The sequence below is a fragment of the Aquirufa novilacunae genome (assembly GCF_045310505.1).
Taxonomy (GTDB): Bacteria; Bacteroidota; Bacteroidia; order Cytophagales; family Spirosomataceae; genus Aquirufa; species Aquirufa novilacunae.
Genome location: NZ_JBEWZG010000002.1, coordinates 34,474 through 48,517, shown reverse-complemented (window position 1 = coordinate 48,517; position 14,044 = coordinate 34,474). Strand labels below are relative to the sequence as shown.

Annotated in this window: 13 protein-coding genes and 1 tRNA gene; 6 read left to right on the top strand and 8 right to left on the bottom strand. The window is 41.9% G+C overall.

Going from position 1 to position 14,044, the window contains the following annotated elements; translation table 11 throughout:
* The first annotated feature begins 6 nt into the window (after nt 1-6).
* The 6 genes from V7S74_RS05360 to V7S74_RS05335 are packed head-to-tail and all read left to right on the top strand — an operon-like array spanning nt 7 to nt 6,720.
* Entirely contained in the window at nt 7-780 is a 774-nt protein-coding gene (locus V7S74_RS05360; RefSeq protein ID WP_406777742.1) for a CpsB/CapC family capsule biosynthesis tyrosine phosphatase, read from the top strand.
* Entirely contained in the window at nt 777-1,376 is a 600-nt protein-coding gene (locus V7S74_RS05355; protein WP_406777741.1) for a hypothetical protein, read from the top strand. The genes V7S74_RS05360 and V7S74_RS05355 overlap by 4 nt, the downstream gene beginning before the upstream one ends.
* Nucleotides 1,377-1,389: 13 nt before the next feature.
* Complete coding sequence (locus V7S74_RS05350) at nt 1,390-4,434, top strand: beta strand repeat-containing protein (RefSeq protein WP_406777740.1); 3,045 nt, start codon at nt 1,390-1,392, stop codon at nt 4,432-4,434.
* A gap of 20 nt (nt 4,435-4,454) precedes the next feature.
* Nucleotides 4,455-5,948: an SUMF1/EgtB/PvdO family nonheme iron enzyme gene (locus V7S74_RS05345; protein ID WP_406777739.1), complete on the top strand. Its 1,494-nt coding sequence runs from the start codon at nt 4,455-4,457 to the stop codon at nt 5,946-5,948.
* Between the two features lie 6 nt (nt 5,949-5,954).
* Nucleotides 5,955-6,464, top strand: a complete 510-nt coding sequence (locus V7S74_RS05340) for a hypothetical protein (RefSeq protein ID WP_406777738.1) — start codon at nt 5,955-5,957, stop codon at nt 6,462-6,464.
* A 7-nt stretch (nt 6,465-6,471) separates the two neighbouring features.
* Entirely contained in the window at nt 6,472-6,720 is a 249-nt protein-coding gene (locus V7S74_RS05335; RefSeq protein WP_406777737.1) for a hypothetical protein, read from the top strand.
* Between the two features lie 83 nt (nt 6,721-6,803).
* Here the strand turns inward: V7S74_RS05335 and V7S74_RS05330 are convergent, their stop codons facing one another.
* The 8 genes from V7S74_RS05330 to V7S74_RS05295 all read right to left on the bottom strand — a co-directional run bounded on the left by V7S74_RS05330 (nt 6,804) and on the right by V7S74_RS05295 (nt 13,980).
* The gene (locus V7S74_RS05330; protein WP_406777736.1) at nt 6,804-8,159 is read right to left on the bottom strand and encodes a cellulase family glycosylhydrolase; all 1,356 of its coding nucleotides are present in this window, start codon (nt 8,157-8,159) and stop codon (nt 6,804-6,806) included.
* Nucleotides 8,160-8,563: 404 nt separating this feature from the next.
* Nucleotides 8,564-8,636, bottom strand: a tRNA-Phe gene (locus V7S74_RS05325).
* A 99-nt stretch (nt 8,637-8,735) separates the two neighbouring features.
* Entirely contained in the window at nt 8,736-9,611 is an 876-nt protein-coding gene (cysM, locus tag V7S74_RS05320; protein ID WP_406777735.1) for a cysteine synthase CysM, read from the bottom strand.
* Nucleotide 9,612: 1 nt separating this feature from the next.
* The gene (locus V7S74_RS05315; RefSeq protein ID WP_406777734.1) at nt 9,613-10,416 is read right to left on the bottom strand and encodes a serine O-acetyltransferase; all 804 of its coding nucleotides are present in this window, start codon (nt 10,414-10,416) and stop codon (nt 9,613-9,615) included.
* Complete coding sequence (gene mnmH / locus V7S74_RS05310) at nt 10,406-11,425, bottom strand: tRNA 2-selenouridine(34) synthase MnmH (protein ID WP_406777733.1); 1,020 nt, start codon at nt 11,423-11,425, stop codon at nt 10,406-10,408. Before mnmH ends, V7S74_RS05315 begins: the two co-directional genes overlap by 11 nt.
* Nucleotides 11,425-12,897: a bacillithiol biosynthesis cysteine-adding enzyme BshC gene (locus V7S74_RS05305; RefSeq protein ID WP_406777732.1), complete on the bottom strand. Its 1,473-nt coding sequence runs from the start codon at nt 12,895-12,897 to the stop codon at nt 11,425-11,427. Before V7S74_RS05305 ends, mnmH begins: the two co-directional genes overlap by 1 nt.
* Nucleotides 12,887-13,366, bottom strand: a complete 480-nt coding sequence (locus V7S74_RS05300) for an NADH-quinone oxidoreductase subunit A (RefSeq protein WP_406777731.1) — start codon at nt 13,364-13,366, stop codon at nt 12,887-12,889. The genes V7S74_RS05305 and V7S74_RS05300 overlap by 11 nt, the downstream gene beginning before the upstream one ends.
* On the bottom strand, nt 13,363-13,980 hold the full coding sequence (locus V7S74_RS05295) for a DedA family protein (RefSeq protein WP_406777730.1): 618 nt from the start codon (nt 13,978-13,980) through the stop codon (nt 13,363-13,365). The genes V7S74_RS05300 and V7S74_RS05295 overlap by 4 nt, the downstream gene beginning before the upstream one ends.
* Nucleotides 13,981-14,044: the final 64 nt, after the last annotated feature.

Genomic DNA, 14,044 nt, shown 5'->3' with positions numbered 1-14,044 from the left:
ATTTTATTGAATTTTTTAATTAGTCTGTTTAAAAGAAAGCTTAATTCTAAAGCTTTCCCATTTGATTTTCTGGATGTAGATTTTCATAATCATATTCTACCCGGTTTAGATGACGGAGCGAAAGATCACTCGTCCTCCATTTCCTTATTAGTAGAACTTAAAAAGCTCGGATTCTCTAAAGTGATTTCTTCACCGAAAACGGTAACACAGAAATACCCAAATACCCCTAAGTCTATTCTTAGAAGATATTCTACCTTAATTAATTCAATAGATAGCTCAAGCCGCATATTGCCTGATTTAGCATCACCTACCTCTTTGTATGCCCTAGATATTGATTTTCCCCATATTAGACAAAGTGGAGATCTTTTAACAACGGAAGACGGATACGTTTTAGTCTATTTTGTGGATTCGGTTGCCTTATCTACAATGGAAGCAGAGATTTTCGAGTTAATCTATGCCGGATATAAACCTGTGCTAATTCACCCTGAAAAGTATATTTCATTACATGGGAATGCCCTCTATTTTGAGTCACTTGTAAGTCGTGGTTGCTACCTAAGCCTTAGTCTTTTAAGTCTTCAGGAAGTACATGGAAAAGCCGTTCAAAAGATGGCATTTAAGTTATTAGAAAATCAGTTATACTCCTTTGTGGGGACAGGAATTAAGAATCAAAGTCATGTTAAAGTGCTTCAGAATCTAGCCTCTGATAGACGAATAATGAAGAAGCTTATGGAGTACCCCTTTGAAAACACACAACTTATTAACAGAAACAGCCCTTTATGAAAAGTATCTTTTTTGTATTGTTTTCTTCCTTTGTTCTTTTTACTGGTTCTGCCCAGACTTGGAACATGGAAGTGGGAAATAACTTAACCCGTTATGTCTTTACAAATTCAGCAGGTAATAATCCGGATTATTTAAAGTCTAGCTCTGGTCTGCACCTGAGTTTGTCCCGAGAGAATAAATTATCAAAAGCCTTTATTTATGATATCGGTTTGGCCTACAACCAATACAACAATGTAGGTGATGTTCAAAATATTCCTTTTACATATCAGGCGGACTTTATGGGCTTAACAGGAGGAATAGGTCCATCCTATACAGGTTTGCATGGATTAACAGTATCCGCAAAAGCGTCTGCTGCTATTCAGGGAATGGTTAATGGCACTCAATTTCTTCAGAATAGATACTTCGATTTAGCTGTTGATGATCAATTCAAAGGATTAAAAGTATTCGTGGGTTACACACTAGCTATATCGAAACAAGTGAATAAGCAGATGTCAGTCTTTACTAGTTTTCAACATTTAGACACGAATACCTTCGGTAATGCTACCCTGAATTTTATCCCTTCGACCTTCAGTTTTGGAATTAAAATCGCCCAATAAAATTTACAATCAAATGAAAAAACTTCTATTATTAGCCTTGATTGCATTTTTGCCGCTTTGGGCCAATGCACAAAAAGGCATATCCTATCAGGCCGTTATTCTCGATCCTAATCCGATCGAAATTCCTGGGAAAGACATTGCTGGTCAGCCATTTGTGAATGGGCCTGTTTGGGTGAAATTTGCCCTGCTATCTGGCTCTGTAACCCAGTTCCAGGAAGTCCACCAGACGACCACGGATGGGTATGGTCTAGTCAATTTGACAATTGGCTCTGTCGCCAATACGGCGTTTAACTCCTTGGTTTGGGATTCGAATCAAAAAACATTACAAGTATACGTCAGCTTTAACCAAGGAGCATCCTACACTAAAGTTTCTGATCAAAAACTGCTTTATACCCCTTATTCACTTTATGCCGATACTGCCGGTAAACTAAGTGGAATTCTGGGAATAACAGGGGGTGGCACAGGAGCCTCAACTGCCATAGGAGCTAGAGCTAATTTAGGCTTAGGAAATGTGGATAATACGGCTGATGCCGATAAACCTATTTCCACTGCCGCTCAGTCTGCATTGAATTTAAAGGTAGATAAAGTAGCTGGCGAAAGATTAATCAATGCGGCTGAAATTACAAAGTTAAGCAATCAGTCAGGCGTAAATACGGGTGACCAGGATTTAAGTAGTTTTGCCACTACAAGTGCTGTGGATGCCGCATTGGCATTGAAGGCCCCGTTGGCTTCTCCTTCATTTACAGGGACGGTTTCAGGTATTACAAAATCGATGGTGGGTTTAGGAAATGTAGACAACACAACGGATGCGTCTAAACCTGTATCTACAGCCACACAGTCTGCCTTGGATTTAAAGGTGGATAAAATTGCCGGTGAAAGACTGATCAATGCGGCTGAAATTACAAAATTAGGTAATCAATCAGGGGTAAATACAGGGGATCAGGATTTAAGTAGCTTCGCCACTACCACTTTTGTTCAAGGTGCATTAATTGATGCCGCTCTATCTGTAGGTTCTATTAGCTCTAGTTCTAACCCTAGCGGGGCAACCATCTCAAATAAAATATTTAAACTGACTCCAGCAGATGAAAATAATGCAGGTATTTTAACTACCGGATCGCAAAATATTTCTGGAGTCAAATCATTTAGAAATGATATAGTTGTTAACGATATTAATATAGGCAAGGGAGGGGGTGCTCAAGCAAATAATTTGGCAATAGGATATACCTCTCTTTTATCAAATACAACAGGTCGAAAAAATATAGGTATAGGAAATGCCGCTTTAAAATTTAATACAAGCGGTCTTGAAAATATTGGAGTAGGAGACTATGCTTTAATTAAAAATACAATAGGTAGCTATAATACGGCAATCGGTAAAGAAAGTATGCTAAATAACCTGTCAGGAGAGGGAAATTCTGCATACGGTGTCAACTCGTTAATTCTTAATAATTCAGGTAGTTCAAATACGGCTGTAGGTGGTAATACGCTAGGTAGTAATATCACGGGTAATCAAAATACAGTTATTGGTTATGGGGCGGATGTCTCTTCAGATGGATTATCTAACGCTTCTGCTTTTGGCTTTAATGCAATAGCCATGGCAAGCAATACCATTCAACTAGGAAATACATCAATCAGTAATGTGAAAACAAGTGGAACAATCACTGCAGGGGATATTACTTATCCTAATTCTGATGGATTAAATGGACAAATATTAACCACAAATGGGAGTGGAACACTTACATGGGTTAGCCCAATAAATAGCGCATCCTCACTTGCAGGAATAGTTCCAATATCAAGTGGAGGTACGGGCTCCTCATTTCAAAATTTTGTTGATTTAACAAATAATCAGTCTATTAATGGGGTTAAATCATTTTTAAGTCAAGTGTCAATTCCTAGTCTTGAATTTAATAATGGTGCGGCGATTTGGGCGTTAGGCGGCAGTGGAACTGGCCTAAATTTGTTGCAAGGGGGGTGTTGTTCAAGATTAATTGTGGATGACTTAGGTAGAGTTGCGATAGGGGCAAATTATTCTCCGGCTTATCAGCTTGATGTGGAAGGAGACGCGCGATTCACTCAGGATATTAAAGTCAATGCTATTAATGTGGGGAAAGGAGCTGGAACAAATAATGGGGTTAATACAGCAATAGGTTATGAAGCACTAGCAGCAAATACTGATGGAGTATACAATAGTGCATTTGGATTTCAGGTACTTACCGCTAATACATCAGGAAGTTACAATCATGCACTTGGTTTCCAAGTCTTGGCATCTAACTCAACCGGAAATAATAATAATGCATTTGGACAAGCAGCACTTACTGCTAATACCACTGGTTCTGATAATATCGCATTAGGGACAAGTTCACTTTTCAGAAATACATCTGCAGATAATAACATTGCCATTGGAACCCAAGCACTTGGGAATAGTTTGACTGGGTCCAATAACATTGCAATAGGTTCTCAAGCTATTTTTGCTAATTCAACCGGTTATAATAACAGCGCTACCGGTTATCAATCATTACAACAAAACTCAACAGGTTACAATAATACTGCAAGTGGATATCGTTCCCTTTACTCGAATACTACTGGGTTTAATAACACGGCTTTAGGATATTCGGCTGATGTTGCATCTGATGGGTTATTCAATGCAACTGCGATTGGAAATGGAGCTATTGTTTCCGCAAGCAATACCATTCAACTAGGGAATGGTGATATTACCAATGTAAATACATCAGGCTCTTTGACCGCAAATGCCGCGGTTTCAAATGAGATCACAGAAAATTTTACCATTGACCCAACAAACGCAGAGGCATATAAAGGGAAAATAATTATTTGTAATCCATCTAATGCTATCACCATCACATTTAGCTCTTCCTTACCCACTGGATTTAACTGTATGATCCTTCAAAAAAGTGCTGATGCGAATAAAATCACCATAGCAGGTGGATCAGGAGTAACAGTTAAAAATAGAAATAATTATACCGCAACTGCAGGTAATTACGCCTTACTAACAGTAGTCCATATAGGGGGCAACATTTTAGTTACGGCTGGTGATATGCAATAAAATCTAAATTAAATATGATAATGAAAAAGAACTTATTCTTCGTTTTTGCTCTCCTGTTTGCCTTTCATGTTCAGGCAAATAATCTGGTAATTGGAACACCCACGATTTCTGGAAGAACCATCAGCTTTACGGTACAATGGGATAATAGCTGGCGGGTGACTCCGGCACCTTCGAATTGGGATGCTGTTTGGGTTTTTGTCAAAAGACAAGCTTGTGATCAACCCAATGAAAATCCATGGCTACACGAGGTTTTAGCAAGCTCTGGTCATACAGTTACAGGATCTCAATTGCAAGTAGATTTACCTGCTGACAAAAGGGGTGTTTTTATCAGAAGAAATGCTGACGGGATTGGAAATATTACTCAATCCACAGTTACTTTAACTTTAGCCTCTGATATAAATTCAGATAACATTGGGCTTTTTGGCATGGAGATGGTCAATGTTCCTCAAGGTGAATTTTATGTGGGAGATGGACGACCAGATTTAAACGCTTTTACAGACGGAAATTCGGATAATCCACTTCGGATTACAGCGTCCATGCAAAGTACTGGTTTAGGTGCAAATACTATTTATCAAAAAAATGGCTATGGTAGTACGGGGGATTTACCTGCCACTTTCCCATTAGGATACAACTCTTTTTACTGCATGAAATATGAAATAACCACTGCTCAGTATACCGCATTTTTAAATACTTTGACATACAATCAACAACTTAGATTACAAGAAGATCCTAATACAACTCCTCCTACTTCGCCTATTGGCACAATTATGAACCAGACGTTAGGATATAGCATAGAAGTGGTGACTCCTGGTGTCTCAACTATTAATTTAACCCCTGCCGTTTATGGGAATGACGCGAATGAAAATAATATCTACAATCAGGACGATGATGGCTTAGCACTTCCAGTTTCTATTCGTGTTAAGGATTTTTTAGCTTTTCTTGATTGGGCAGCTTTAAGACCCATGACTGAATTTGAATATGAAAAAGCCTGCAGAGGACCAGTTGTCCCTTTATTAAATGAATTCGCCTGGGGAACTACTGATTCTTATTCCGTTAATTGGTATTGGAATAGAATAAATAGGAATACAAAAAACGAAACCCTAAATATTGCGCCATTAGGTCCTCAAAATTTTGGAATGAATATGGTGTCACGTGTAGGAGTTTCAGCAACGCCTATTTCTGACAGAATTCATGCTGGAGCCACTTATTATGGGATAATGGATATGACAGCCAATGTTTTTGAAAGAGCAATAGGAGGATATAATTATGATTATTCAGCGTTTACAACAACGAATGGTGATGGGAATTTAGACTCTTATGGTTTTGCAAATGTCGTAGGTTGGCCTATTGATTATAATAATCGGGACACATATGAAACCTATTTTATGCGAAGAGGAGGATCTGCAAGTGGAGCTGGTTATTACAATAATACGGTCTCTGGTCGACAATTAATGAACTGGAATGATGGTAATAGAGGTAATGCACAGGGCGGTAGAGGTGTTCGCTCTAATTAATCAAGTATGACTCGATTAAGAATTATAATAGGGGTTATCTTCTTATTTAGTTTCAGTGTGAAGGCGCAAGTATATATGCCGGCTATGCGTGGCGCTATCTCTTCTTCTGTGATAAACATAACTATGTTTTCAGGTGGGAAAGGTTTAGGTTCTGCGGAAGAGGAGGTGGTTCAAAATGTTTGTCCACCCTTTGCCGTTCAATCTATTTTTTACGGAGGACTAGGCGAAGGTTCTTCTCAAGAAGCAGTTGTTCAAAGTATATGTCCCCCGTTAGTTGTACAATCTATTTTTTATGGTGGAGAAGGCTCAGGTTCTACCCAAGAATCAGTTGTTCAAAGTGTTTGCCCCCCGTTAGTAGTTCAATCCATTTTTTATGGTGGAGTAGGCTCTGGATCTACTCAAGAAGAGGTCGTTCAGAATGCTTGTCCTTCTGCCATTGTTCAATCCATTTTTTTAGGTGGCTCAAGCGGTGGAACAAGTCAAGAAATAGTGATTCAACGAAATTGTAGGCAATAATAATGTCATGAAATTTTCAAAATTAGCCTTGTTAGGAGATTTACGCCAATACTCAATGAATGAGCTGAGAGGGCAATTAAAGACTTGGGAATTTACATCGTCAGTTCATGATGATGTTGTTACCGTGGAATGGTCTAGTAGTTCTACGAGTATTGTGGTATTGTATACTCTGGATGGGAAGTTTATTCAAATTTTAGAAGAAAGATGGAAGTCATCCATTTCGCCTGATAAAGTCTTTAAACGCGCTGTTAAGTAATAAAGATATTAGAACAGAGAGTCAATTACAAGACCCCGCTTTTAGTGGGGTCTTGTTTTTTAAGAATCTTATGAAATTTTAATTCAATTTTTATCTATCGGTACATCTTCCATTGAAGTTATAATCACTCCGCCTTTTGCAGGAATGGTGATTGTAAAGCCCTCTTTTAAAGCTTTTATTTTAATCGTTTCTTTGGGTAAGCTTAATGATGTCCCATCTCCAGATAAGGCCTCTGTTAATTGAAATTTGGCAAAATCACCTCCCTGAAAATTAGGTATCGAAAAGTGTGTTTTAATTTCCTTCTCTCCCCAGTTAACCAATGCAAATGTCCAATGAGATTGATCAAGCACCTTCTTTTCTATGGCCACCCCTCTCGCTAAATTGGAATTAAAATTGATCGGATAAATAGTTCCTCCTGAAGGGAAATAGCGACAAAGTAATGACCAAGAATAATACCAAGGCCTGAGTTTAATTCCGCCATTATTTCCAGCAATATTCCACATGCCAGGATCTTTTCCGTAATCATATCCATCTAGTGACCAGGCCAGGGCTCCGGACTCCCCAGAACGGGCTACTTGTATGCCATAGTCCAAAGCTAAAAGGCCATATTTTGTTGTAGTTGGATTTAGGATGGGTATAGGATTAATAACAAACCAATAATCTAATTCTGCGGTTGAAGTAAATCCAACTTCACTTAAAAAGACAGGTTTATTCGAGTTGTCAATACTTCTTATCGTGTTCACTTCACTTTTAAGTTGTTTCTCTAAATCCCCATAAATAACCTGGTTAATACCTGTATTGAGGTAATAATGGTGGTCATATCCACTTAATTCTGGTCGATTATAAATGGCTGCAGAGGAGGTCCACTCTTCCCAAGAATCGGCGCCGCAGAAATGATTCAAAGGTAATTTTGCATTTGAAAAAGCTTTATAGGTATTTTTCATCATAAGAGACCATTTTTGGAAATCCATTCCCATTCCTTTGGGCTCATTCGTAGGGGTATACCATTCTATATTGCTATAGCCTTTTGTGGTATAAAGTTGGCGAAACATATCCACTTGAAGACTTGGGAAACTATTCTCTCCTTCAGTAATGTAAAAGGGGACATCATCTTTGTAATCCAGAGTAGATTGCCAAAGTCCCGTCATAACAGGTATGTTCTTTTCTTTATAATAATCCAAAACTTTATAAAGGGATTGCATTTGGGGGGAATTCCAGTCATAATTGCCTACTATTCCTGAGGGATTAAACCAAAAGCGGTACAAAACGATTCGCACAAATGAAGGCCTAATATAGTTTACCCTTTCACGTGTTAATCGCCAACGTTCATCATCCCAAGTGCCAATGTCATGGCCTTCACTATTTCGATTTAAGGGATCCTGATTATATCCAAATCCTAACCAAGGCGTTGCATTAGCACTGGCAATAGTAGAATTCATCGACGGATCAATGCCTAATTCCGATTTGCTACAAGCATTTAATAGCATGAAGAGTGCTACAGATGTTAGAATAACGTAAATTCGATTAGGCATCATTTACTATGTCAAGATTCTAGATGAAGTACTTAAAAATAATAAAATTTACTATCAATTATGCCATTAAAGAGGCTGTTTTTCGCAAGTCAAAGGAAGATGACAAACGCTTCATTAATTATGGGATAAAGCTGGAGGTATCAGCCGATATGTAGCTCATTGGTTTGGATTTTTATCATTTCGTGCCTGTTATTGGTTTGGATTTTTATCAAAACCGTGGAAAGAGTAGTGGAATTATGCTGCCTTACGAACTAAAACCCAACAAAAAACCCTTCCTAAATGAATAGAAAGGGTTCTTGTTTTCATTGAAGTGGTAGATCCCGGACTCGAACCGGGGACACACGGATTTTCAATCCGATGCTCTACCAACTGAGCTAATCCACCTCAATTGCCCACGTTAATCGGGAGTGCAAAAATAAGTATAATTTTATTTAATCCCAATCTTGGGCTAAAAAAAACGAAGAATTCTCGCGAGGTAGGGAATTATTCGCCAAAAAGTCCGCTCGATAAATAACGATCTCCGCGATCGCAAATGATGCAGACAATGATACCCTCCTCTAATTCAGTCGCTAAGCGGAGGCTCGCTAAAACGCCGCCGCCACTGCTCATGCCGCCGAAGACGCCTTCGACTTTCGCGAGTGCTTGTGTCATTGCGGTCGCATCGGCTTCGGAAATGTCCATGACGCGGTCTACGCGGGAGGGATCGTAGATTTTGGGACGGTATTCGATAGGCCAGCGGCGGATGCCGGGGATCTTCGAGCCGTCAGTGGGCTGGCAACCGATGATTTGAATGGAAGGATTTTGCTCCTTTAAATACATCGAGGTGCCCATAATCGTACCGGTCGTTCCCATGGAACTGACGAAGTGGGTGACCTGGCCTTTTGTGTCACGGTAGATTTCGGGGCCCGTTGTTTTGTAGTGGGCTAAATAATTATCCGGATTCTCGAACTGATTCAGCATAAAGAATTCGCCGCTCGCGGCCTTTTCTACCGCATAATCGCGGGCAGACTCGATACTTTCCGTTAAGGTAACCGTAGCGCCAAAAGCCTCCATCGTCAGCACGCGTTCGCGCGTAGAGTTTGCGGGCATGGCTAATTCAATTTCGATGTCATACAAGCGCGCGATCATGGCTAAAGCGATGCCTGTATTGCCGGATGTGGCTTCGATGAGCTTCATGCCCGCTTTCAATTCGCCGCGGGCGATGGCGCCTTCAATCATGTTTTTAGCGGCGCGGTCTTTCACGGATCCACCTGGATTATTCCCCTCTAATTTGCCGAAGATCTTCACCTTCGGATTCGGGTTCAAGCGAGATAATTCAACTAAGGGCGTGTTGCCCACTAATTCTAAGAGCTGGCTCATATTAATCTTGAATGACTTTGACGTTTTCTTGGTGGTAAATCTTCGTATTCGCCGGCACGCTGCGCGTCAACCAGACGTTTCCGCCTATGATGGAATCTTTTCCGACTATCGTTTCCCCGCCTAAAATGGTGGCTCCGGAATAGATCACGACGCCGTCTTCGATGGTGGGATGGCGCTTTGTGGAGGCCATCGATTTATCGACCGAAAGGGCCCCTAAAGTCACTCCTTGGTAGATTTTTACCCGTTCTCCGATGACGGTAGTTTCTCCGATCACGATTCCGGTGCCGTGGTCCATGAAGAAATAGCGACCGATGCTGGCGCCTGGGTGGATGTCGATTCCGGTTTTGGAATGCGCATATTCTGTTAAAATTCGAGGAATCAAAGGCACCTTCTCCTGATGCAATCCATGGGCTAAGCGATAGAAGGCTAGCGCATAAAAACCCGGATAGGTGCGAATCACCTCATAGGAAGTCGTCGCGGCCGGATCGCCCGCCACCATCGCCTCTACGTCCGTTTGTAACAGGTCATAGATGGCTGGAATGCGTTCTAAAAAGCGATGAGCGATGACCGATGGTTCTTCTGAAAGTTGGTCTTTCATCGAATACAACAAGCTTTCTAGCCCATTTTCGATGCTTTCCCAAACGGCTTTCAATTCAGATGCCTGGCTAAAATGCCGCTGAGTTTGTTCAGGGAAAAGCGTCAAAACGATTTTCGTGAACAACTTCTTGATATCAGATGTCGCCGGGAAAGGGGGCGTCTGCTGGTGTTGCGCTAATAGTTTGTCTAAAAAGGACTTAGGTAGCATGCTGTAACAGTATTTCGGTTTGTTCGATCGGGTCCAGCGTGTGGACCTCGATGCGGGTGATTTGTGCCTCGTCGCGTAATTCGAGCCCGTACATATAGGCCTTGTCGTAGTAATGGAGGGTGATTTCGGCGACTAAACTGAAATCCCCAGCATCTAGCGCTTCCATCGCAGTGGCGTAGCGGTCTAAGCCTAGGCGTTTTTTTATTTTGCCCAAAGCTTTGGCCAAATCCTCCTTCGGATAAGACGCATACACGTTCACTAAATGAGGCAAACGATAGACCGGCTCGATGTCTAAAAATACGACCGGTGCCGCACGCAATTGATTGTACAATGGCGCACCCATAAATACTTGACCGATGTGGCGACTTTCGTCCTCCACCCAGATCTCTCGGCTATAATCTAAACCGCTCAAAACGCGGTGTACTTCATTCTCAAAATGCTCACTCGTAGGCTGCTCAGCCAGGCCTAAATGCCCAAAAGCCGATCCCCGGTGATGCGCTAATCCTTCTAAATCCAAGACTTGGTGGCCTCTTTTGGCTAATTCAGGCAAGATTTCGGTCTTTCCTGATCCCGTCTTTCCGCCTAAAACACGGAAGGGAATCGGTCGATCGAAAATGGCTAAGACTTCGTTTCTGTAGGCCTTATAACCTCCTACTAAAATTTTTACCTTCAATCCAGCGGTCTCAAAAAGCCAAGACATGCTGCCAGAACGCATTCCGCCACGCCAGCAATGCACTAAAACGGTATTGTCGACGGCTAGTTTTTTCGCCTTCTTCACCCATTTCGCTAGTTGTGGCCCCACATAGGCTAAACCTAATTCAATCGCCTGGTCTTTCCCCTTTTGCTTGTAACAAGTCCCTACCGCGGCGCGTTGGGCATCATCAAAAATAGGAAAGGAAATGGCCCCGGGGATGCGTGCACGCGTATATTCGCCAGGCGATCGTACATCGAGCACCGGGTATATTTTTGCGGCTTCGAGGAAGTCTGACGGACTAAGTTTTTCAGGCATTATAGGGTTATTTCGTAGAATTCGAAGTTCAGTGGATCGAATGTCTGTAGTAAATCGCTGATAAATTCGGGATGATCAGTTACGAATTCCAAGAAGTTCGTGTGGCGTTCTTGCCACTCGCCAGCAGGGAATAGCGCCTCTTTTAAGGCCAAAACCTGTCTCACTTCATCCCCTTGGTTTCGTTCCTCCGCACGCTTCATTTTCTTCGCTAATCGCTCTAGACCTTTGGTCCAGCGCGCCTTCTCGGCTAAAACGCTCGCTTCTAAAGTAGAATCAATGGCTTTCGCTCTTCCCGCAAGAGTATCCAGTATGGGTTGCAAAGCTTTCAATTCTGAGGCAGTATCCAATTGATGCACCGTACGACCCGCCACAAACGAGCGACGTAGTGTTAGTTCATCCGTAAATAAATCTGCTAGACTCAAGCCTAATTTCTCCGCTCTTTCCGCCTGCTTCTGCGTCTTGACGATCGCAAAATTACGCGGCAATAAAATCGGGAACGGAACCTTGTGTAAATCGAATATACCTTTTAGTTGCAACCAATAAGCGACTTCTGCCGGCCCGCCGATGTAGGCAAGGTTAGGCAAAATGACTTCTTGGTACAAAGGTCGTAAAATGACATTTGGGCTGGCGTCTGCCATCTCCACTGAATCGCCCTTTTCAAGACGAATGCGATCGTTCTCGGTCAAACGAAAAAGATTCACCTCACGCGCAGCCACCTGCGTTTTATAACCTAAAGCCTCTAATTTCTCTGTAGTCGCCCGTACAATCGGTTCGTGCACCTGCTGATTCAAATCTGCCTCCATGATAGGGGCGAAAAGTGATTTCAAACTGGCATCATCTGCATCGAGACAAACTAATCCTTCAGCGCCAAAAAGCGCGTGCATATAGATTCTTACCACTTCAGAAAGGGTTTTTCCTTCAGAATAGGCTTTATCAAAAATGGCATTTCTAAGTGGAATGCGAGGGAAATCGCTGAGATGAAAGCGACCTACGGCGCCTTTTTGGGAAGTAGTCCACTCGTATTTCGTCCCGAAAGCAAAGAAATGATTTATCTCCTCAAAATCGTGGTCCTCCGTCGCCATCCAATAGACCGGCACAAATTGCTGATCCGGATAAGCTTTTTGTAGTGCTCGGGCCAGATTAATCGTCGAAACTATCTTATAAATCACATACAGAGGCCCCGTGTAGATGTTCAATTGATGGCCTGTGGTAACGGTAAAGGTATTTTCATCCCGCAAATCCACAGACGGCATCTCAGCGCCGATGGCGGCGTATTGTTCTTCCAATACAGTTTGAAGAATCGCCCGTGAAGCCTCGGGGAATGATTTCTTCGCGACAATTTGGTCTTTGAACTTTGATAATTGCGGCCCATTCCCATAAAAACCTTGTAACGCCGGCTTCTCCGCTAGGTAATCCAGCAGTAGCTTTGAAAAAGCATTCAGAGAAGCAAAGGAATGTGTTTTATAGGACATTTGTAGGCGTGGAATGTTTCTTTCTAATGTTATCGTAAACGCTATCTGGAATCGGAATGTTCAATTTCTCTGCTGAACTCGCTGGTTTTTCCCAGTTTAAATATCCCTTCACCCAAGCGAAGGCCAGGCCTAAGGCTAAAATTCCAACGAACAATAAGATCTCTACCACCGCATATACCGGAAATTCGGGCGCTGCAGCGGCGAGTTCTTTATTCTTCAATAAAGTCGCTGTGGGGAATAAGAAAACGAGTTCGATTTCGAATAATACGAATAGGAGGGCGATGACATAAAAACGGGGATTAAAACGAATGTTCGCATTCCCCACTGGTGCTTCACCAGATTCGTAGGTGCTTAATTTCTCGACATTCGGGCGATTCGGACGGATGATTCGGGCAATCGTTAAGATCAAAGCTAGAAATAGTATTCCAGCCCCTAGATACGCCGCCACATAGCCAAATTGCTCGATCATTGTCTCAATTTCAAATACCCCTTAATCACCGTAAAGGTGGTAATCGCCAGGAAGAATAGGATGATGTATTGTACGTAGTTGATGATGCCGGGAAAACTTTGGCCTAAATAATAGCCTCCCGTTACTAAAATTCCCACCCACAAGGCGGCACCTACGAGGTTCAAAACAATGAATTTATACCACGAAAGGTGGCTAATTCCCGCTAAAATGGGGGTAAAGGTGCGAACGATGGGTAAAAAACGACTAATAACTAGCGCCATAAATCCATATTTATCGAAAAATTCCCGGGTCGATTCCAGGTGTTTCTTCTTAAAGAACAAGCCATCTGGTCGATTTGTAAGCGATTTTCCGAAAAAGCGCCCCACTAAATAACCGACGAGTGAACCGATGACCGCAGCTAGGAAAATACTCATCAAAAGGGAGGATAATGGCTCTTTTAACACGCCTGTACCCCCAAAAACCCCCGTCAAAAACAACAAATAATCCCCTGGAAGGAAAAAAGCAAAGAACAGGCCATTCTCGGCGAAAACAATCAGGGTAATCACCATCAATCCAGAGCGGATAATGGTTTCAGAATCAGTGAGCTGATGCCACAAAAGATTAATTTCATCCATGATTTAGGCCGTCATTTCATCTTAAATTAAAATGAAAGTATAAATATGGGTGAAAAATTCGAAT

Coding starts and splice junctions, on each gene's coding strand:
- V7S74_RS05335 (WP_406777737.1), top strand. CDS start 6,472: ATGAAATTTTCAAAATTAGCCTTGTTAGGAGATTTACGCCAATACTCA.
- cysM (WP_406777735.1), bottom strand. CDS start 9,611: ATGAGCCAGCTCTTAGAATTAGTGGGCAACACGCCCTTAGTTGAATTA.
- V7S74_RS05340 (WP_406777738.1), top strand. CDS start 5,955: ATGACTCGATTAAGAATTATAATAGGGGTTATCTTCTTATTTAGTTTC.
- V7S74_RS05315 (WP_406777734.1), bottom strand. CDS start 10,416: ATGCTACCTAAGTCCTTTTTAGACAAACTATTAGCGCAACACCAGCAG.
- V7S74_RS05295 (WP_406777730.1), bottom strand. CDS start 13,980: ATGGATGAAATTAATCTTTTGTGGCATCAGCTCACTGATTCTGAAACC.
- mnmH (WP_406777733.1), bottom strand. CDS start 11,425: ATGCCTGAAAAACTTAGTCCGTCAGACTTCCTCGAAGCCGCAAAAATA.
- V7S74_RS05355 (WP_406777741.1), top strand. CDS start 777: ATGAAAAGTATCTTTTTTGTATTGTTTTCTTCCTTTGTTCTTTTTACT.
- V7S74_RS05300 (WP_406777731.1), bottom strand. CDS start 13,366: ATGATCGAGCAATTTGGCTATGTGGCGGCGTATCTAGGGGCTGGAATA.
- V7S74_RS05305 (WP_406777732.1), bottom strand. CDS start 12,897: ATGTCCTATAAAACACATTCCTTTGCTTCTCTGAATGCTTTTTCAAAG.
- V7S74_RS05345 (WP_406777739.1), top strand. CDS start 4,455: ATGAAAAAGAACTTATTCTTCGTTTTTGCTCTCCTGTTTGCCTTTCAT.
- V7S74_RS05330 (WP_406777736.1), bottom strand. CDS start 8,159: ATGAATTCTACTATTGCCAGTGCTAATGCAACGCCTTGGTTAGGATTT.
- V7S74_RS05350 (WP_406777740.1), top strand. CDS start 1,390: ATGAAAAAACTTCTATTATTAGCCTTGATTGCATTTTTGCCGCTTTGG.